This window comes from Streptacidiphilus sp. MAP12-33 (genome assembly GCF_041261265.1).
In the GTDB taxonomy this organism is placed as follows: Bacteria; Actinomycetota; Actinomycetes; order Streptomycetales; family Streptomycetaceae; genus Streptacidiphilus.
Window position 1 is genome coordinate 89,205 of record NZ_JBGCCA010000028.1, and the last position, 19,488, is coordinate 108,692.

17 protein-coding genes, 1 tRNA gene and 1 pseudogene are annotated in these 19,488 nt (G+C 70.4%); 13 read left to right on the forward strand and 6 right to left on the reverse strand.

The features are described 5' to 3' along the window. Positions 1-131: 131 nt before the first annotated feature. The 3 genes from ABH931_RS25950 to ABH931_RS25960 all read left to right on the forward strand — a co-directional run bounded on the left by ABH931_RS25950 (position 132) and on the right by ABH931_RS25960 (position 2,700). Positions 132-1,766 carry an alpha/beta hydrolase gene (locus ABH931_RS25950; protein WP_370117816.1) on the forward strand — a complete coding sequence of 545 codons (1,635 nt, stop codon included), beginning with the start codon at positions 132-134 and terminating at the stop codon, positions 1,764-1,766. Positions 1,767-1,885: 119 nt separating this feature from the next. Next, a complete protein-coding gene (gene leuE / locus ABH931_RS25955; RefSeq protein WP_370117819.1) occupies positions 1,886-2,563 on the forward strand; it encodes a leucine efflux protein LeuE in 678 nt (225 codons plus the stop codon). 63 nt (positions 2,564-2,626) lie between these two features. Beyond that, positions 2,627-2,700, forward strand: a tRNA-Thr gene (locus ABH931_RS25960). 283 nt (positions 2,701-2,983) lie between these two features. On the opposite strand, the gene ABH931_RS25965 is transcribed toward ABH931_RS25960, so the two are convergent. Both ABH931_RS25965 and ABH931_RS25970 read right to left on the reverse strand, forming a co-directional pair. Beyond that, positions 2,984-4,393, reverse strand: a complete 1,410-nt coding sequence (locus ABH931_RS25965; protein ID WP_370117822.1) for a tyrosine-type recombinase/integrase — start codon at positions 4,391-4,393, stop codon at positions 2,984-2,986. 110 nt (positions 4,394-4,503) lie between these two features. Continuing rightward, the gene (locus ABH931_RS25970) at positions 4,504-5,145 is read right to left on the reverse strand and encodes a helix-turn-helix domain-containing protein (protein ID WP_370117825.1); all 642 of its coding nucleotides are present in this window, start codon (positions 5,143-5,145) and stop codon (positions 4,504-4,506) included. A gap of 93 nt (positions 5,146-5,238) precedes the next feature. Here ABH931_RS25970 and ABH931_RS25975 point away from each other — a divergent pair, with 93 nt between their 5' ends. Further along, positions 5,239-5,685: a hypothetical protein gene (locus ABH931_RS25975; protein WP_370117828.1), complete on the forward strand. Its 447-nt coding sequence runs from the start codon at positions 5,239-5,241 to the stop codon at positions 5,683-5,685. 224 nt (positions 5,686-5,909) lie between these two features. On the opposite strand, the gene ABH931_RS25980 is transcribed toward ABH931_RS25975, so the two are convergent. From ABH931_RS25980 to ABH931_RS25990, 3 genes and pseudogenes are all read right to left on the reverse strand, one after another. Then, positions 5,910-6,800 carry a phosphotransferase enzyme family protein gene (locus tag ABH931_RS25980; protein ID WP_370117831.1) on the reverse strand — a complete coding sequence of 297 codons (891 nt, stop codon included), beginning with the start codon at positions 6,798-6,800 and terminating at the stop codon, positions 5,910-5,912. Positions 6,801-6,814: 14 nt separating this feature from the next. Beyond that, entirely contained in the window at positions 6,815-7,300 is a 486-nt protein-coding gene (locus tag ABH931_RS25985) for a hypothetical protein (protein WP_370117930.1), read from the reverse strand. A gap of 656 nt (positions 7,301-7,956) precedes the next feature. After that, positions 7,957-8,226, reverse strand: a pseudogene (locus tag ABH931_RS25990) (helix-turn-helix domain-containing protein); the annotation flags it as partial. 124 nt (positions 8,227-8,350) lie between these two features. On the opposite strand from ABH931_RS25990, the gene ABH931_RS25995 reads away from it, so the two are divergent. Further along, positions 8,351-8,950: an HAD family hydrolase gene (locus ABH931_RS25995; protein ID WP_370117833.1), complete on the forward strand. Its 600-nt coding sequence runs from the start codon at positions 8,351-8,353 to the stop codon at positions 8,948-8,950. Here ABH931_RS25995 and ABH931_RS26000 read toward each other — a convergent pair. Continuing rightward, positions 8,936-10,219, reverse strand: coding sequence for a helix-turn-helix domain-containing protein (locus ABH931_RS26000; protein ID WP_370117836.1), 1,284 nt, complete (start codon positions 10,217-10,219; stop codon positions 8,936-8,938). The two genes, ABH931_RS25995 and ABH931_RS26000, sit on opposite strands and share 15 nt — an antisense overlap. Positions 10,220-10,717: 498 nt before the next feature. On the opposite strand from ABH931_RS26000, the gene ABH931_RS26005 reads away from it, so the two are divergent. From ABH931_RS26005 to ABH931_RS26040, 8 genes are all read left to right on the forward strand, one after another. Next, positions 10,718-11,212 carry an ATP-binding protein gene (locus tag ABH931_RS26005; RefSeq protein ID WP_370117839.1) on the forward strand — a complete coding sequence of 165 codons (495 nt, stop codon included), beginning with the start codon at positions 10,718-10,720 and terminating at the stop codon, positions 11,210-11,212. Between the two features lie 86 nt (positions 11,213-11,298). Continuing rightward, on the forward strand, positions 11,299-11,775 hold the full coding sequence (locus ABH931_RS26010) for a hypothetical protein (RefSeq protein WP_370117842.1): 477 nt from the start codon (positions 11,299-11,301) through the stop codon (positions 11,773-11,775). 67 nt (positions 11,776-11,842) lie between these two features. Further along, entirely contained in the window at positions 11,843-12,136 is a 294-nt protein-coding gene (locus ABH931_RS26015; protein ID WP_370117845.1) for a DUF5999 family protein, read from the forward strand. After that, positions 12,133-13,527: a hypothetical protein gene (locus ABH931_RS26020; RefSeq protein ID WP_370117848.1), complete on the forward strand. Its 1,395-nt coding sequence runs from the start codon at positions 12,133-12,135 to the stop codon at positions 13,525-13,527. The genes ABH931_RS26015 and ABH931_RS26020 overlap by 4 nt, the downstream gene beginning before the upstream one ends. Positions 13,528-13,778: 251 nt before the next feature. Further along, positions 13,779-14,981 carry a methyltransferase, FxLD system gene (gene fxlM, locus ABH931_RS26025; RefSeq protein ID WP_370117851.1) on the forward strand — a complete coding sequence of 401 codons (1,203 nt, stop codon included), beginning with the start codon at positions 13,779-13,781 and terminating at the stop codon, positions 14,979-14,981. 61 nt (positions 14,982-15,042) lie between these two features. Beyond that, the gene (locus tag ABH931_RS26030; protein ID WP_370117853.1) at positions 15,043-15,216 is read left to right on the forward strand and encodes an FxLD family lanthipeptide; all 174 of its coding nucleotides are present in this window, start codon (positions 15,043-15,045) and stop codon (positions 15,214-15,216) included. Positions 15,217-15,314: 98 nt separating this feature from the next. After that, positions 15,315-18,212: a lantibiotic dehydratase gene (locus ABH931_RS26035; protein ID WP_370117855.1), complete on the forward strand. Its 2,898-nt coding sequence runs from the start codon at positions 15,315-15,317 to the stop codon at positions 18,210-18,212. Further along, positions 18,209-19,468 carry a lanthionine synthetase C family protein gene (locus ABH931_RS26040; protein ID WP_370117858.1) on the forward strand — a complete coding sequence of 420 codons (1,260 nt, stop codon included), beginning with the start codon at positions 18,209-18,211 and terminating at the stop codon, positions 19,466-19,468. Before ABH931_RS26035 ends, ABH931_RS26040 begins: the two co-directional genes overlap by 4 nt. Positions 19,469-19,488 lie beyond the last annotated feature (20 nt).

The window sequence follows — 19,488 nt, forward strand, 5'->3', positions numbered from 1 at the left end:
CGGAACGGCCGGACCAACCCCCGGCTTCACCACCACCCTCGCCGAACCCGACGGAACTCGCTTCACCCGTGCCGCCGAAGGGCGCCACCGAGGCACCGAGGTACCGAGGCACGGCCCATCCTGGGGAGAGCATGAAGAGAACGCGCATCTCGAAGGCCGTCGCGGCGCTGGCCGTCCTGGGGCTGACGGCCGTCGGCGTCGTCGGCTGCAGCTCCTCCGGCTCGTCCCCGACCGCGTCGAGCGGAGACTCGGGCAGCTCCGCTTCGGGCGCGCCGTCGTCCACCGACACGGCGTCCAGCGGCTCGGCGACCACCCTGCAGCCGCTGCCGACCGCGATCCCGGCGGACCTCCAGCCGTACTACGCCCAGAAGCTGTCCTGGCAGGGCTGCTACTCCGGGGACCAGTGCTCGACGTTCAAGGTGCCGCTCGACTACGACCACCCGGGTGCGGCCGGGGGCGGGGACCTGACGCTCTCCGTGTTCCGCCAGCAGGCGACGGGCCAGGGCGTGCCGCGGATCGGGTCGCTGCTGGTCAACCCGGGCGGCCCGGGCGGTTCGGCGGTGGACTACGCCAGGTACGCGGCGACGGCCTTTCCAGCGGTGGTGCGCGCGGCCTACGACATCGTGGGTGTGGACCCGCGCGGTGTCGCCCGCAGCGCGCCGGTGCAGTGCCTGACCGACGCCCAGATGGACACCTACACCCAGGTCGACACGACCCCGACCGACCAGGCCGGCGTGGACGCCCTGGTCGCGGCGGACAAGGCATTCGCCAAGGGGTGTCAGCAGAACTCGGGCAAGCTGCTGGCACATGTCAGCACCGTGGACTCCGCGCGGGACATGGACGTGCTGCGCGCGCTCCTGGGCGATGCCAAGCTGCACTACCTGGGCAAGTCCTACGGCACCTTCCTCGGCGCCACCTACGCCGGCCTGTTCCCCTCCCGGGTGGGCACGATGGTGCTGGACGGGGCGATGAACCCCTCCCTGAACGCGCAGCAGCTGAACGCCCAGCAGGCGGGCGGCTTCCAGGTGGCGTTCGACGCCTTCGCCGCCGACTGCGTCAAGCGGCCGAGCTGCCCGCTGGGCACCGGCACGGTGCAGCAGGCGGACGCGAAGCTGGACACCTTCTTCAAGTCGCTGAACAGCAACCCGCTGCCGACCGGAGATCCGCGCAAGCTCGACGAGGCGCTCGGCATGACGGGTGTGATCTCCGCCATGTACGACTCCACGCAGTGGCCCGACCTGCGGCTCGCGCTCGCGGACGCGATCAACAACGGCAACGGCCAGGGGCTCCTCTCCCTCTCGGACCAGTACTACGAGCGTGACTCGGGCGGGCACTACTCCAACCTGATGTACGCGAACGCGGCGGTGAACTGCCTGGACCTGCCGAGCGCGGCCGCCGGCCCCGACCAGGTGCGCCAGCAGTTGCCGACCTACGAGAAGTCCTCGCCGCAGTTCGGCGCGAGCCTCGCCTGGGGTGGCCTGACCTGCGCGTACTGGCCGGTCGCGGCCACCGGCGCGCCGCACGTGATCCCGGCCAAGGGCGCCCCGCCGATCCTGGTCGTCGGCACCACGCGTGACCCGGCCACCCCGTACGCGTGGGCGCAGGGCCTGGCGGCGCAGCTCGACTCCGGCACGCTGCTGACCTTCGACGGCGACGGTCACACCGCCTACAACCGCCAGCCCGGCGGGAGCGCCTGCATCGACGAGGCGGTCAACCTGTACCTGCTGCAGGGCACCACGCCGACCAAGGGCACCGTCTGCCACTGAGACCTGGGCGACATGTTCGTGGAGGGCAGTTGTCAGGAGCTACTGCCCTCCACGATCCTTTCATCGGGCGGGTGCCCCGCGCACCCCTCCACAGACCGGCTCGATGAAAGGCAGGCGCCGTGCTCGGCGTGATCCACTACCCCACGTACGCCCTCGGCGCCCTGCTGATCGTCCTGCTCCCCGGGCCGAACTCGCTCTTTGTGCTCTCCACCGCCGCGCGCGCCGGCATAGCCACCGGCTACCGCGCCGCGCTGGGCGTCTTCCTCGGCGACACCACCCTGATCACCCTCACCTCCCTCGGTGCGGCCTCCCTGCTGCGCACCACGCCCGTGGTCTTCGACGCGGTGAAGCTGATCGGCGCGGTCTACCTGCTGGTGATCGGCTACGGCATGCTCAAGGCCGCCCGCGACCTGTGGCGCGACCGCCACACCACGCCGGCCGCCGAGGCCACCCCGACCGAGGCCACCCCGAGCGAGGCCGAGGCCGCCACCGGCTCCCCCTTCCGCCGGGCGCTGCTGATCAGCCTGCTGAACCCGAAGGCGATCCTCTTCCTGCTCTCCTTCTTCGTGCAGTTCGTGAACCCCGACTACGGCAATCCCGGCCTGTCCTTCGCGGTCCTGGGCGGCACGGTCCAGCTCTTCAGCTTCCTGTACCTGTCCACGCTGATCCTGGCGGGCCACCGCCTCGCCGCCGTCTTCCGCGCCCGCCGCCGCCTCTCGGCCGGCCTGACCACCGGCGTGGCGGCCCTCTTCATCGGCTTCGCCGCCAAGCTCGCGACCGCGTCCGCGGCGGGGTGATCATGTCGTGACGGAAACCCGTGCAGGAGCACCCCCCGGACCTGTGTAGACTAATCCCCGTTCGCCGCCTTAGCTCAGTTGGCCAGAGCAACGCACTCGTAATGCGTAGGTCTCGGGTTCGAATCCCGAAGGCGGCTCAACGAGGCCCAGGTCAGATACCCTCTGACCTGGGTCTTTTCATGTCCACTGTCAATTCAGTGGTCTAGTCCATAGCGCGTACATGTCATGAAATTGCCCGAAACTTGCCCGAAGCCTCCGAGCGCTGTCGAGGCCAATCCGGCAGGGCCTGGCCCGCCGCGCTTCGCGGCATCCATCGCATCCCGCTGCTCGGTGACGGAGCGTGAATTTTCAGCCGTTGCAGCCCCCGAAACGACAGCGCCCGCCAGGAGGAATCTCCTGGCGGGCGCTGTCGGTCAAGGGTCAGGCGACGACGATGCCGGGCCGAGGGTAGACCGCCTTGCGGCGGGGGACGAGCTTCACGACGGCCTCGGCCGCCTCGCGCGCGATGTCGTCCAAGACGGTCTGGTAAATGTCGCGGGTAATGGCCGTGTCGCTGTGGCCGAGCATCTCCGAGACGACCTTCGGGTCGATACCCGCCACCAGGGCTAGCGTGGCGGCCAGGTGCCGAAGGTCGTGCAGCCGGACCGGCGGGAGGCCGGCCTCCTCCACCAGGCGGCCGAAGAGGTCGCTGACCTTGCCCGGGTGGAGCCAGGTGCCGTCCTCCTCCACGAACATGCGGCCCGTGTCGGCCCATCCGGGGCCGAAGCGGAGCCGCTCCGCCTTCTGCAGCTTCTCGTGGTGGACCAGGACGCTGGTGGTGTCCAGGTCCAACGCGACGATGCGAACACCGCTGGCGGTCTTCGGCTCGCCCTCCAGGACGCTCCAGCCCAGCTGCACGAGCTGGGTCTCCACGGACAGGGAGCGGTTGTCCCGGTCGAAGTCGACCCACCGAGCACCCACTCCCTCGCCTCGGCGGGGGCCCCGGAAACAGAACAAATGCCACAGCGCATAGAGCCGGTGGTCGGCCACGTGGTCGAGGAAGGCGCCGGCCTGGTCCGGAGTCCAGACCATCACCGGGGACGGCCTCTTCCCGGTCCGCTTCCACTCGGCGATGCGGGCCGCCGTCCAGACCAGGGCCTTCGGCTTGGGCGCGGTCGTCAGCTCTACGTGCTGCGCCGGATTGAAGGTGATCAACTGCCGGGTGATCGCGGCGTTCAGTGCAACGCGCAGCGTGGCCTTGATGTGGTGCTGTGAGGACAGTCCGGTGACCCGGCGGAAGGGCGGCATCGCGGCGATGGCCTCGCGGGCGGTCCGGCGCGCGGCCCGGCCCTCGATCCGCTTGAGGTCCGCGAGGGCTTGCCGCCGTTGAGCGTTCTGCTCCAGGATCTCCGCGTTGGTCGCGTCGATCCCCTCGAACATCTCGTCGAGGTGCTCAATGGTCAGCCGGTCCAGCCGCTGGTGGCCGATGCGCGGCTTGAGGTGGCAGCGGATATCAACGTCGTAGCGCGTCGACCCCGTGGGGCGCAGCTTCTTCTTGCCCTTGAGCCAGAAGTCCAGCCACTCGCCGACCGTAATGCGGCTGGTCAGCTTGACCCTCGCCCGCAGCAGCCGAGCAGTGTCCTCCGGGGTCGGGAGCGGCGAGCGCTCCTTCTGGCACAGCATGATCAGGTCGCTGACGCGAGAAAGCGCGTCGGGATCGTCCTCGTCCGCGAGGGCGAGGAGCGCCCGGACGCGGTCCAGTTCCTTCTGCGCCTCCTTCGACGTCTCGAAGCCGGTGCGGCGGAACTGTCGGCGCTTGCCATCGGCGTCCGGGTGGACCTCCTGGCGCACGGACCACTTGCCGTGCGTGGGGGCCCGGAGCTTGGGGCAGAGGTTGGCGGCGGTGTAGAGGGCGCCGGTCTTCGCGTCCCGGCAGTAGCACGTGCGGGTTATGGAGCCCTTCAGTTGGGCACCTCCTCTTCCTGGGCGACAAATGCGAGGTGCTCCGGCAGCGGTGCCGGGTGCAGGCCGAGATCACGCATTCGTTGGCGGGTATCCAGCAGGCGTCGACAGTCCTCGCGGGCGATCCGCTCCATCTCGGCTGCCTGTCGGGTCAGCTGGTCGTATCTGTCCGAGCCGACGGAGGACTTGCCTGCCTGCGCCCGCCAGTCACGGGCCGCGCGCGTGGAGATCGTCGCCGTCTGCACGTCCACCTCGTGCTCCCGGAACATCGCCAGCGTGGAGCGCGGGCTGCCCTCCGGCTCGTTGTCCGTGGCGCCCTCGCCGGTGATCAGCTGAACGGCCGCCCAGCTGGAGAGGCGCAGGTTCGGCAACAGGTCGATGCTGGCCTCCGTCCCGAGCGGCACCAGGAGGGAGGCGACAGGCAGGTTCAGCGAGGCGGCGAGCGCGAGGACCTCCTCGACCTTCAGGCTGCCGCGTCCGGCCTTCTCGATCTTGTTGATAGCGGTGGGTGGGATCGGGACGCCGAGGTGGGCGCAGCGCCTGGCGACTTCGGGAGCGGACAGTCCCTGGCGGGTGCGGGCCTCGCGGATCGCTTCGCCCACGCGGAGTGTGAGTGCGGTGGGCACTGGCTTGTTGGTCATGGGAAGCAGCATAGCTTGGCCTTTCGCTGCTCCGCGAGCAAGTGTGGTAGAAGTTTCTCCGACAGAGAACATCCCGCACGGGGGAGGGCTGCTTTGAACGAAATGACAGCGAGGGCACGCGCCAGGCGTTTCTCCCGCGAGGCCCTGGCACAGCTTCCCCCCGCGCTGCTCGTGGCCGACGCCAACAGGCTGCTGGACCTGACTCGCAGCACCGGGTACCGGATGATCCACGAGGGCACGTATCCCTGTGCCGTCCTCAAGGTCGGTGATCAGCACCGCGTCGTCACCGCTGACCTTCTCCGGGTGCTGGAGCTGCCCGACCTGTCGCTCCGGAGGCGGATGGCCAGCCTTCCGCCGGCCATCCGCCTGACAGACGCGAACGAACTGCTCAGCCTGAGCCGCACCACCGGCTACAAGCTCGCCCGAGCCAGCCAGTACCCGTGCAGCGTGCTGCGGGTTGGATCCGAGTACCGAGTCCGCAAGCACGAGCTTCAAAGGCTCCTGCAGCTACGCGACTTGCCTGCCGAAGCCGCTGCGTGAGGCGACTGCCGGGCACCGCTTCCCCGAGGAGTTCCATGCCCTTCCGGGAGGAATGGATGTGCGGACGGTGTTGACATGCTGGTTCAGCAGCTCCCACACGGCTTTCCTGTCCCAGCGTGAGGTAGCCCCGCGGCCCGTTCCGAGTTCGGCGGGTGACGCTGCCGAGCCCGGAGCGGGCGCAACCAGTAGCGCTTTCGTGCAACGCCCATTGGTCGGCTCGGGGGCTATGGCACCGGACTCCAGGACCAGGGCCGCGGACCGTGAAGTCCTCGTAGACAGTCCACTCGGTACACGGCCTCACCGTGAGCACCAGGATGCTGCACCGCGACTTGGGCGGCGAAGGCTGCGAGACGTAGCTCGCGGGCGCCGCGCAGAGTGGAGTACCCCGGCCAGTCTGTGACGTCAGAACCGTAGGCGCGGCAGTAGCTCCGGTAGTCCGCACCGCTGACGGTGCCAGAGGTCTTGCAGGCGACTGCCGTGCTGGCGAGGTCCCATTCGCGGGGGCCAACGGAGGTGCGTTCGAAGTCCAGGAGGTGGGCGGTGCCGTCCGGGGTGACAGCAACGTTGCCGGCCCAGGCATCCCCGTGGACGACCACCTCGGGGGTGTTCATCGGGAGGGCGGCCCAGGCAGCACGAAGGTGCGCCAGGTGGCCGAGGAGCCAGGCCCGCTGTTCTGGATCAAGATCGGTCTGACCGATCCGGTCGTCCAGGCGGGCGAAGGGATCGACACAGCCTAGATCCCGGTCCACCGGGACAGGGAGGGCGTGGAGGCGACGCAGGAGGCCGGCCAGCTCCACGACCGTCCCAGGGCGGTGCGGGCCGAGGTCGTGCCACCAGGTGACCGCACGACCGCCGACGTCGAGCGCCTGCGGCAGTTCCCTGAAGGGCTGCACTGCCGGTATGCCGTTCTCTGCCAACCATGAAGCGACGCGGACCTCGCGGGCGGCCGCTTGGTGCTGCCCATCACGAGCGATTCGAGCAACGAGGCCGAGGTCCGGCACGCGCCACATAGCGTTCTCGCCAAGCCGGATCAGCTCGGCCTGTTCAGCCTGTCCAGACAGCCCCGCTGCTTCGCAGGCTGCTCGAAGGTGCTCCCGGCTTGTCTCTACGGCCATGACCGCCGGAGCCGTCACCGGCCGACCGCCGCCGCGATCCGATCCCGGATGGCGGCGGTGCCGGGTGCTCTGCGCTGGGTCGCGATGCGGGCGAACTCCCCGAGGTCGAAGGCCGCGCGTCGGCTGTGGACCTGGCCAACATCGTCCAGTGCCTGGTGGGCCACGATCATCGCCTCCTCCGAGTCTCCGGTCACCAGCAGGAGCGTAGCGAGTCTGCTGACGGACATCGCCCGGCTGCGGCGGTAGGCGTCTGAGTGGCCGGCCGCTGCGGTGCGCAGGCGATCTGCTGCCTGGTCGGGCGGGACAAGTCCGGCGATGGCGAGGTCGCGCATGGCGTGGCCGGTGTCGCCGTGGTGTTGTGCGGCGTCGTAGTAGGCGAGCCAGGCCGGCTCTTCGTCGTCCCACGGGCTGGTGAACAGCGTGTCAGAGGCGTCGACTGCTGCGAGTGCCGATCGCTTCTGGCCGAGCAGGGCGTAGGCGCGGGCTCGGCAGTTCTGCAACGCTGCCTGTGCGCGAGGGGGATGCGATCAGCTCGTACCAGGCCCACTTCCGCGAGGGTCAGTGCGGCGTCCGGGCGGTTCAGCCAGATGGCCTGGCGTGCACGCCAGTTCATGACGCTGGCCCGGAGCACCCAATCGTCTGCCTCTTCTGCACAGGTGGTGGCCACGCCGAAGAGGGTCTTCGCGGCGTCGTGATCAAACTGGTCGAAGCTGTTGGAGCCGAGGGTCAGCGCCAGGCGACCGGTTGCTGCGAGCAGTTGAGGGCGGAGCCGTGGTGGGCAGTCGCCCGCTCTGTCCACGCTCTGCTGGAGCACTCCGAGGGCCGCGGTCTGGAAGATCGCGCCTGAGCTTCCGTGGAGGTTGCCCCACTCCCGGAGCTGCCGGGAGGTCTCCTCCACGGTGTGGACGTCGGCTGGGCTGATGCGCGGCCCGAGACCATGCTGCTGGCCGATGGAGGCCAGTGCGCCGGCCATGCCTAACGGGTGGGCGGCCAGCAGCGTGCGACGTTCCACAGACGGCTCCTTGGGCGATCGGGTCGTGGCCAGGATGCCGGTTGCCGCCGTCGGGGTGTTCGCCTTCCTGATGTTGTCCGCTTGCCCGCGCCGCCTGTCCGCTTCCGCCTTCGCGTACGGCCGGAAGCGCGTCACTACGCCGCCGGTGTCGAGAAACCTATCTATGGCGTCAGCCGCTTCGGCGGAAACGAGCCGGTCGCCATTCTCGATCTTCTCGATAGCGTCTGGACTGAGCTGAACAGCCCGCCCGAGTTCGCTCGGGGTGCAGCCACGCAGCTCGCGCCAGTAGCGGATCTCAGCCCCGAGCCAGTCCACGGCTGATCGCATCGGTTGCAGGGGGCGTCTCGGTTGGGGCATGCCCTCCTCCTCATCGGCCGGGCACCCGTGCTCGGGGTGTGGATGTGCTCGAATCATTACACCCCGTCAGCTGCCTGGGGATGGCCGGTTTGCCTAGCCTCTACTTCGGGGCCGACTACGGTTGGCAGTTGCTGCACCTGGATACGCTTGGAGGATGGCGACGGCATCAAGGTTCCGCGGTGTGGTCTTCGACTTCTTTGGGGTCCTGACGTTCAACATGGTCGAGGTGATCTCGGGGTTCGAGGACCGGGAGAAGATCCGACGGGGCACTTTCCTGCGGGCCTGGGCGGATCCGCTGGGACAGGAGCTTTTCCGTCGCCTGGAGTTGGGAGAGATCAGCCAGACGGACTGGGATACCGGATTCGCGGCCCTGATGGGGGTGCCCTCGGAGAACCTCCTCGCCAGGTACCTGCACGACGCCTTCCCCGCCCACCTGGTCCTGAAGGTCGTGAAGGAGGCCCGCGCCGCAGGTGTGAGGACGGCCGTGGTGTCGAACAGCCTCGGCCGGAAGCCATACGACCCGTACGCGGGATTCGACCTCAGCGCCAACTTCGACGCGGTGGTGCTTTCGACGGAGCACGGAGTGCGCAAGCCGGATCCGGCGATCTTCCAGTTGGTTCTCGACAGGCTCGGTCTCGACGCCGGGGAGTGTCTGTTCGTCGACGACAGCGAGGAGAACCTCGTGGCAGCGCAGCGCCTGGGCTTCAGCACCCTGCACGCGCTGGACGAGCGGGTCGCCGCTGCCCAGCTCCGCGCCGTCCTTGGGCTACCCGATCTCTAGGAACTCCCGCACTCCTCGGTGTCCGGTGTGGGCGGCGAGCAGGGTGCGAAGGCCGGCAAGTTCGGAGGAAGAGCGGGCGGAGTCCACGACCCCGAGGCATCGGGCTGCGTGATGGGCACTGGCGACGGCGGCGTCCAGGTCATGCCGAGCGAGGTGGGCCTCGGCCGCGCGCGCCAGGTAGATCGCATGGCTGCGCGGATACTCGTCGTCCCCCGGGTAGGCGGCGCCCATGGCTGCCTCGAAGCAGCGCAGTGCCTCGTCCGGGTCACCGAGCTGCAGGGCGGAGGAGCCGGCGATCATCTCGATCTCGCCGTAGTCGACCCAGTACAGGGTCTTCGGATCGTCGTCGTGGACTCCCCGGTCCAGGGCTGCTCGGGCGATGGCGAGTTGACGGGCGCATTCCTTGCGCTCGCCGGCCTTCGATAGGGCCCTGGCGGTGCGGGCAGCGAGCATGGCCTCCATCCTCGGGGTGGCCGTGTGCTTGACCTTCTCCCGGGCGGTCTCCAGCAGCGAGACGGCGCGCTGTGCCTGGTGCGGGGTGGAGTAGCACTGGATGGCCGCGAAGGAGAGCGCGTAGGCGCCGCTGAGCGGATCACCGGCGATGGCGGAGGCGCGCAGGGAGCCGTCGAAGTACCGCTGGGCTGTGCCGGGTCGGCCCTGGTCGAAGGCGCTCCAGGCCACCTGGCGGGCTGCCTCTGCGGCCATGCTGAACAGCCGGTCAAGGGAGGTGCCGGAGTAGCGGCCCGTCTTGATCAGCGTGACCGTGTAGAGCAGCTCTCCGCGCGCGAGTCGATGGACCTCTCCGCTGCCGAGTTCGTCGTCCAGGCGGCGGAGATCGTCGAGGCGGCCCTCGATCCGCGCGAGTTGCGCGGGCACGTCCGACGGGTATGGGAGCGTCTTGCCTGCGGCAAGGGCCGTCGACCAGTTGGTCGCTGACACCGATAGCGCGATCCCGGACGTCAGGAAGCTCCGGCGGTCCACAGTGCTCCCGTTCACCAAGTCGGTCAATACGGCGATGCCTCCGTCCCTGTTCCACGCCGTGTCCTTCGCGCCGGTGGCGGGCATCGCCGCTAACTCGGCAGTGAAGGTGCCGCCTGTTCGGAGCACGCGGTCGTAGGCGGCTGCCACTTCGGGTGTGACTGCCCTGTTGCCGTTCTCCACGTTGCGCAGGTACGGCTCGGTGAAGCCAGCTTCGCGAGTGAAGGCTGACCAGGGTAGCCCCGAGGCCCGGCGGTGGTCGCGCATATCGTTCCGCAGTTGATCAGACACGGGCGCCCTCCTCCAGCCATGGGATCGGTCCTGGATCGCCCCAGGTCATTGTTCCCCGGCAGATACCGGTGTGTGATCGATTCAAGCCAGAACGTGCAGGGCTGCAGCTAAAAGGCCGTTGCCCACACACCCGAGGGAGTCGACCCATGGGATTTGCATGCGGCTCCGAAGTGGTGCTGCGGATGCTGCCCGGCGGCATCCGGCGAGCGGTGACGCGCCAGTGGGCCGGTCCGGGCGCTGTCCGCTTCACGCCGACTCCTGTCCGCTTCCAACGTCGACCTGTTGAGAGTTTCCGCTGGTGGTGTGGACCTGACCGTGCGCCGCCGAGGCGCTGAAGCGGACTGCCTAATCCGTCCGCTTGGGCACCCGCCACTTTCGGACTCGCCAGGCGCTTAATGAGACAGAGCCGCCGGTCCTACCGGCAGCGGGATCGGCCACCCCGGAGAGGAGGACGTAGTGGGGACTCCCACAGCACTACTTGTCGAGGACATGCCTATTGTGGCCAGGCAGCCGCCTGCGCTGCCCATCCTCGACCGTCAGCACCTGCGGCTGGTGGTCACCGAGACGGCTCCCCGCCTCGTAAGAGCGCTGACTGACCAGGCTTTCCACCTCTGGACAGCACCCCGCAGCGCGCGACCCGACGTGCGCCTGGTGGCCACGGAGCTGGTGACGAACGTCCTCCAGCACACCACCAGGACCACGGGTCACCTCGATGTGTTCGACATCGTGCTCGACCTTCTCCCTGGTGCGGTCCGAGTCCTGGTCTTCGACACCAGCCGGGACATGCCGATCCGCCGAACGCCCAAACCTGGTGCCGAAAGCAGTCGTGGGTTGCTCGTGGTCAGCGGCCTGGCCAGGGACTGGGGCGCCTTCCCGCTCCCCAGCGCCGGCAAGGCGGTTTGGGCCGACATCCCTCTGAGCGCCGAAGACCCCAAGGACGGCGCGGACGTGCGGATGGTGGCCCGGGTCCTCGGGGCGGTGAGGGAGCTGTGATCAGACCTCCTGGTCGCCTTGCGAGCGCGCCCGAGATCAGTAGCACCTGATGCAGCCAACTACGCCGAAGGGGAATGGTGATGGAGATGCGGACCAAGACCTGGTTCCTCCCGCTCAGTCGCACGGGCGATCAGATCGCCGAAGTCGCGGAGCAGCAACTGCGAGCTTGGGGAACCGAGCTGACCACGCAGCAAATGACGCAGATGGCCGTGGTGGCTACTGCGATGCGCAGCGCGATCGTGTTGTGCACCCGCTCCGTGCACCTCGAAGTCACCATCTCCCTCAGCAAGAGCAACACCGTCACCGTCGAGATGGTGGAGCGCGCCGGGGCTGAACTGCCCAAAGAGCCACTGGTCGCCCTTGATAGCAGCGACTGCCGGTGGGGGGTGGTACCGAAGCCACGCGGTCCCGGCTGCGTGCTCTGGGCCGCTGTAGAGCTGCACGCCACGTCGCGCCTCTCCGACGCCGCCACGCGACTCGCTCGCACGAGTCAGGGGCGAGCGCTCCGGAGAGCACTGCCCGCACCGTTGGAGCGCACCGCACGGCGATGGCTCGTCGCCTGAACTTCCCCGCGGTCGGTGAACTCTGCCCCCGGCCGCGGGGAGCTGAACCTCGGCCGACCCCGACCTTATGTCCCGGGCTCCCCCAGCCCTAGCGGGGTCGGCTGAGTCCAAGTGTTCGATCCGAGCGGCCCTACCGCTCCCGTCTGCGAAGGGACCGTCCAGAGTGAACCGCGTATGCAATCACCAGCCGTTGTGCCCCGACGCGCAGCGCCCGGACCGAGGGGCAGCTGTGATCGTTTATGGCCACCCCGAGCAAGGCTGGTCGTTGTTGTGCAACGGCACCATCGCGCTTGAGGACTGCAGTCAGATCCTGCCCGACGGAACCTGCGTCGAGCCTTCCCGGTCCGGCCGTGTCGCATGAGTCCAAGACTGACCGTCCCCTTCATCACCAGCAGGCACGGTGAGGTCGCCGGTCCGCTGTCCGACATCGTCTTGGGCCCCGGCGGTCTCCGTTACCGCGATGAGGTCCCCGCCGACCGTGACGGCCGAGGTGCACTCTGGGGCCGCTGTGAACAGGCGCTCAGCGACGCCCCTCGCTGGCGCGACGTCAATCCGGTGCGTCAACGCCTCTGCATGGAGCGGATGCTGTGCCAGGTCTGCACCGGCCCGGCTGACCGGAACGAGAGCGGCTGGCTCTTCCTGCATGGGCCCGACGGGACGGGCTCCGGGCAGACAGCGGAAGGTGTGCTCACCGCACAGCCGCCACTATGCCTGCCACATGCCCTGCGGGCGGCGGTTGAGTGCCCTCACCTCGATGGACGACCCGTTGCCATGCGGGTGCGTCGGCCGCTGCTGTACGGCGTCCTCGGCACCGTTTATCTCCACGGTCACCAGGGCGAGCCCCTTGCTCTGCCTGGCGGAGACCCCGTTCCGTTCGGAGACCCGCGCCTGCCCTGGACGCTCGCGAGCCAACTGGTGTGCTGCCTACTCGGTGTCACCGTGACTGACCTGTCCCGCGAAGCCAGTCTCCGGCGGGCAGCACAACCGACCGGAAGGAAGGCCCCCATGCACTCGGAGGACTCGAAGCCCACCCTGCCCCGCGAGGAACTCAACACAGTGCTCATGGCGGCAGCCGAGATCGCACGAGTCCGCGGGTCCAGTCGTCTCCCGGAAGGCCGGGAGCTACCGGAGCTGGTCCTCCTCGCCGCCGACAACCTTCCCGAGGGTGTCTCTTTCGACCCGGCGGCCCTGGCCGACTGGCTGGCACGCGAGCAGGTGGACGCCGACGTGAACGTCGATGAGGCGGACCGAGGAACAAGCGGAGCCGCAGCTCTCTCCCCGCGGACTCCGCAGGCGGTCCGTGCCCTCGCCGCTGCCCTGCTCGGCACGCACGCCGCAGCTCGGGAGGCCGCCCAGTCCCTTGGCGCTGCCTTGGCCGCCGCCGGCATCGAGGTCACGGTCCGCGAGCAGGGGGCCGAGCACGTCGTGTTCTCCATGAACGACTTCGACTGGGAGGACAAGACGGCTGGAGCCGTCTCCCTCGCGGCGTGCCTGGGCGGCCAAGAGGCCGTTGACGACCTCCCTCTCTACCGCCGCAGTGGTCGCCGCAAGCTGGCACGGCGGCTGCGCCTGCTCCTGACCGGTGCTGTCGGCCCCGTGGCCATGGCCATGGACGAAGGCTGCGGAATTCACGAACCCGACCACGTCAGCCTGAAGCTGAGCCTGGACCAGGCGGAACGCCTCGGCGCCCGGTTGTCCTGGGCACACCCGGAGGACGACCCCACCACCTTCGAGTCCGGTCTCGTTACATAGATGAGGAGTTGATACCCGTTGAACGATCGGAGCCAGGGTGCCCGCGCCTTCTTGCTCGACCTGGACGGCACGTTCGCGGGGGACACCCTGCCCGTGATGCAGACGGCCGCCCCGGCCGGCGCGCGACGAAGACGGTGAACGGCGCCGAGACACTCCCGGCAGCCGCTGATTACGCCCCGGCCACCCCCGCGGTGCTGGACTTGAACTCGCCTGGCACCGCACCGACCCCGCAGTAGGAGATAGGAAGCCCGATGACCAACCAGACCCCGGCCGCAGCCGACCCCACGGAGCTGCGCGCCACGATGGTGCGCGCGATGCGTGAGCAGAACTCCATCACCACCCCGGCGGTGGAAGACGCGTTCACCTCGGTGCCGCGGCACCTGTTCGCTCCCGGTGCCGACCTGGCCGTCGTCTACGACCTGCACCGCACCGTGCGGGTCACGGCCGACGAGAACGGCTTGGAGCTGAGCGTGATGTCCGCCGCGCACCTTCAGGGCGTGATGCTGGAGCAGTTGGCCGTCGAGCCGGGCATGAGCGTGTTGGAGATCGGGTCCGGCGGCGTGAACGCCGCCTACCTGCAGCACCTGGTGGGCGAGCAGGGCCAGGTGACCACCGTCGACATCGACCCCGTCGTCATCGCCCAGGCCCGCGCCTGCCTCGACGAGGCCGGATACACCACGGTGACGACCGTCGTCGCCGACGCGCAGACCGGCCTGCCGGACGAAGGACTGTACGACCGGATCATCGTCACCGTCGAGGCGTGGAGCATCCCCGAGGCGTGGTTCGACCGGCTCAAGCCGAACGGGCGCATTGTGGTCCCCCTGTCGATGCGCGGCACCACCCGCTCGATCGCGTTCGACCGCGACGGTCAGCAACTGACCAGCCGCAGCTACGCGCTGGCCGTGTTCGTGCCCATGCAGGGTGCCGGCGTCGCGCAGGTCCGCAAGGCGATGATCCGCGACGGCATCGCGGTGCAGAGCGACGACCCCAGGGTCACGCTGGACCCCCCGGCCTTGGACAAGGCCCTGGACAGCCCCCGCACGGTGCTGTGGTCAGGGGCCGCCTACGACCTGCCCGACGAGCTGGACCTGTACCTGTCGCTAAACCTGCCGCGCGTGGCCCGCCTGCACGCCGACCAGTCCGTCATCGACGCCGGCGTGGTCGAGCCCTCCGCCCGCCTGGGCGTCGCCGCGCTGGTCAGCACCGACAGCATCGCCTACCGCACCCGCCGGGAGAACCCCGAACTCGGAGGGTTCGAGAGCGGCGTGGTCGCCCATGGCCCTGACGCCGACACGCTGGCCGAGCAGTACGCCGACGCGCTGCGGACCTGGGCGGACAACCACCGCCAGCGCGGCGCGGCGCACTTCACGTACCTGCCGGGCGCCGTGCCGGAGCCGCTGCCCCCGCACGCGGTGAGCCGCAACGACGGCGCGGTCATCGCGCACTGGCACTAGGACTCCCAGGTCCCGACCGGAACCTGGGCCGTGCACCACCGGACACCCCAAGGAGGCACCCATGTCCGCCGAGATACTGCTGACCGACGCCACGCACACGAGCGAGGAGGAGCTGGCCGCGTTCGACCTGGACATCACCATCGTCGAGGGCGGCCCCGCCGCCGACCAGCTCATCCGCCTGACGGGCGACGGCTGCAACAGCACCTGCGCCACCGCCTGCGTCAGCTGCCCGTAGCCCGATCCGGTACCGCCGCACGGCCCGGCCGCGCCCCTTCCCGGGGCACGGCCGGGCACCATCCCCTGCCCCGGTGCTCCGCCGCGAAGGAGGCCCCCGTGTACCGGCCCATCGACGCCGCAGTCCTGCGCGGCACCGCCTTGCTCCCCGCCCGCGACCCGCTCTGGCCCGAAGTGGACACCCCCGTCCCGGACGTGCAGGCGCTGCGCGACTGGCTGGCGCAGGCATGGACGCCGACGTTCGCCGCCGCCGTCACCATGGCCAGCACGGACCTCAGCGCCACCGTCCACGCCATCCTCGACGGCCGCCAGCAGGATCCGACGCGGGTCGCCCGCGCCGCCGCCGCGACCCTCAAGTACCTGCTGCGCGCGCACTCGCGCGCCACCCCCTTCGGCCTGTTCGCCGGCGTCACCCCCGTCCGCATCCGCACCACCGCTGGGCTGCGCCTCGGCACCGCACACCGGGCCACCACCGTGCTGGACTTCTCCACCCTCGCCGCCGCGGCCGAGGCCGTCGAGGCAGACGAGGACGCGCGGCAGCAGTTGACGTTGGTCACCTCAAGCCTGGTGGTCGAGCGCGACGGCCACGCCGTGCTCGACCACCGCCGCAGCCCCACTCCCGGCCACGGACCCGACCAGGTCCGCATCCGCATCACCGGCCCCGTACGCGAAGCCATGACCGGCGCCCGGACACCCGTGCGCTGGAGTGACCTCGCCGCGCAGTTGACGGAACGCCACCGGGAAGTGCCCGCAGCGGCGGTCGAGGCGCTCCTGGCCAACCTGGTTCGGCACAGTGTCCTGCTGACGAGCGCCCGTGCCCCGATGGCCACGACCGACCCGCTCGCCGCAGTGCCGCGCCCGGCAGCGCAGCCGGTCCCCGGGCACGAGGTACTCACCCAGGGCGCCGAACGGGCCTCGGTGTGCCTGCGCCTGGACTGGGACGTCGACCTGCCAGCGGAGGTCGCCGAAGAAGCCGCCGCCGCCGCGGCGGTGCTGACCCGCCTGGCGCCGCAGCCGGCACTTCGGGGCTGGCCGGGGTGGCACACCCGGTTCCTGGAGCGCTACGGCCCCGGAGCGCTGGTCCCGGCCACCGAGGCGGTCGACGTGCTCGGCTATCCCGCCGGGTACCGCGGCACGCCCGACGAGGTCGCGTCCGAGCCGCTCGCGCAGCGCGACCGCCGCCTGGTCACGCTCGCGCAGCGTGCGCTGCGCCAGGGTGTTGACGAGGTCGAACTCACCGACGCGGACCTGGCAGCCCTGGCCACCACCGGCCAGGACCAACCGGTGCAGCCGAGCACCGAGCTGACCGTGCGCATCCACGCCCCCAGCCCGGAGGCGCTGCAACAAGGCCGGTTCACCCTTAACGTGGTCGGCGTCGCCCGCTCCGCCGGCACCACGGTGGGACGCTTCCTGCATACCTTCGACCCGGCCGACCGCGAGCGAATAGCCGCGGCCTACGCCAAACTCCCGGGCGTGCACCGCGACGCCCTGCTGGCGCAGATCAGCGCACCCCCGCTGACCGGGCACGCCGAGAACGTCGCCCGTGCCCCCCAGGTCACCGACCTCCAGATCCCGGTCGGCGACCACCCCGCCCCGGGCACCGCGGTGCTACCGCTGGGGGACCTGCTGGTCACGGCCGACGCGCAGCAACTGCACCTGTACTCCCGCACGCACCAGCGCCCCGTGCACACCCTGCTCCTCAACGCCGTGGACCTGGTCCACCACAGCCATCCGCTGACCCGGTTCCTCGCCGAGGCGCCAGCGGCGCTCGCAGCGCCGTGCACCGGCTTCGCGTGGGGCACGGCGGCCACCCACCTGCCGTTCCTGCCCGCCCTGCGCTACCGCCGCACCGTCATATCCCCGGCCCGCTGGCGCCTGGACGCGGACGACCTGCCCTCCGCCGGCGACCAGGCCCTGTGGGACCACCAACTGGGCTTCTGGGCCAACCGAATGAGACTGCCGACCCGGGTCTACCTCGCCGACGCCGACCAGGCCCTGGCCCTCGACCTGGCCCAGCCCAGCCATCGCACGCTGCTGCGCCGCCACCTGCTGCGCTTCGGCACCGCCACGCTCCACCGCGCCCCGGACGCCGAAGACCTCGGGTGGATCCAGGGCCGCGCCCACGAAGCCGTGATCGCTCTGGCCGCCCACCAGGACCACGCCCCGGTCGCGGTCTCGGGCCACGTCGCCAAGCGGAGCGAGGCCCGACTGCCCGGGTGCGGCGACCTACTCGACCTGCACCTGCATGGCCACCGGGGCGAGCAGGACGCCATCGTGCTGCGGCACCTGCCGGCCCTGCTCGCCGCAGTGGCCCCCACCGCCTGCTGGTTCCTTCGCTACCGCGAACCCGCAGACCACCTCCGCCTGCGCATATGCGTCGCCGACGGCGCCCTGGGCGCGGCGTTCACAGCCGTCGGCACGTGGACCCGCGCCCTTCAGCAGGCCGGGCTGATCACCCACACCACCGTGCACACGCACCAGCCCGAGACCGGCAGGTTCGGCGGCCCGGCCGCGCTGGCCGCAGTCGAACACGTCTTCGCCGCCGACTCCGCCGCCGCGCGAGCCCAACTCGCCGCAACCAGCACGCGCGGCGGCCCCGACCCGCGGGCGCTGACAGCGGCCAGCATGCTCAACCTGGCCACCGGCCTGCTCGGCGAGCGCACCGCCGCACTGCGCTGGCTGACCACCCGCACCCGCACCACCGACACACCCCCGCCGCGCGCCGTCCACCAACAGGCCCTCGCACTGGCTGGTGACCCGTCCCCCGATCCCGGCATGGACGTCCTCACGGCATGGGCCGCACGCGCCGAAGCCCTGGCCGCCTACCGCCAGGCGCTCACCGGCGCGGAGCTTGGCCCCGAAGACACGCTGGCGGACCTGCTGCACCTGCACCACGCCCGCGTCCACGGCCCCGACCTGGGGGCCGAACGCATCCACCTGCACCTGGCCAGGGCCGCCGCACTGAGCTGGAGCGCCCGAGCACGGAGATCCTCATGACCACCACCGCCCCCCTCGCCGACAACGCGCTGGACGCGGCCGACCGCCTCGCCGCCGCCCTCGCGGACCCGGCGGCCGTATGGCCCGACGGGCCGCCGCCCGGCGGCCGAGCCTGGCCACAGTCCCTGGCCGGCGGAGCCAGCGGCATCGCGCTGCTGCACCTGGTACGCGCCCGCACCGGCCACGGCGACTGGGCCACCGCCCGCACGTGGATCAGCGCCGCCGTCAACGGCCAGGTCAGCGCCGCCGCCAACGCCAACCTCTACTTCGGCGCCCCCACCCTGGCCTACCTCCTGCACCACGCCGTCGATGCGGAACCGCGCTACGCACCGCTGCTGCGGAAACTGGACACGGCGACGGTCACCGTCACCCGCCGGCGTCTCGCCGCAGCCCACCACCGCATCGACCGCCAACAGCGCCCACCGATGGAGGAATTCGACCTCATCCAGGGACTGACGGGACTGGCCGCCTACCACCTCGCACGCCACCCCGACCACGACATCACCCACGACACCCTGGCCTACCTCGTCCGCCTGACCCAGCCCGTCGCCCGCGCCGAGCGCGACGAACTCCCGCCCTGGTGGATGGACGTGGCCCCCAGCGGCGCTATCGACCACCCCAACTACCCCGACGGACACGGCAACTTCGGCATGTCCCACGGCATCAGCTCCACCCTTGCCGTGCTCGCCCAGGCCCTCCTGGCCGACCGGCGCGTTCCCGGCCACACCGAAGCACTGGTCCGCATCTGCGCCTGGACGGACGCCTGGCGCCAGGGCACCGACACTGTCCCGTGGTGGCCAGGCCAGATCACCGCCGAGCAGGCCCACGAGGGTACGGTCCACCCGGACCTGAACCCGAGGCCGTCCTGGTGCTACGGCGTCGCCGGCACCGCCCGCGCCCAGCAACTCGCCGCCCTCGCCCTACAGGAACCCGAACGCGCCCGCATCGCCGAGGCCGCGGTCCTCGCCGCCCTGACCAATCCCGTCCAGCTCGACCAGCTCTCCGAGCCCGGCCTGTGCCACGGCGTCGCCGGTCTGCTCCACTGCGCCGGACGGATCGCCGCCACCAGCGGCAACACCCGCATCGCCGCCCGTCTGCCGGTCCTCGCCCTCCGCCTGAACCGCACCCTGCAACCCGCGGGCAGCAACCCCGAACTGCTGGACGGAACCGCCGGAGCGGCCCTTGCCCTGCACACCCTGGGCACCGGCTACAGCACCCCCGCGCCCCACTGGGACACCTTTCTCGCCCTGGCCTAGCAGTCGAACCGGAGAGCGCC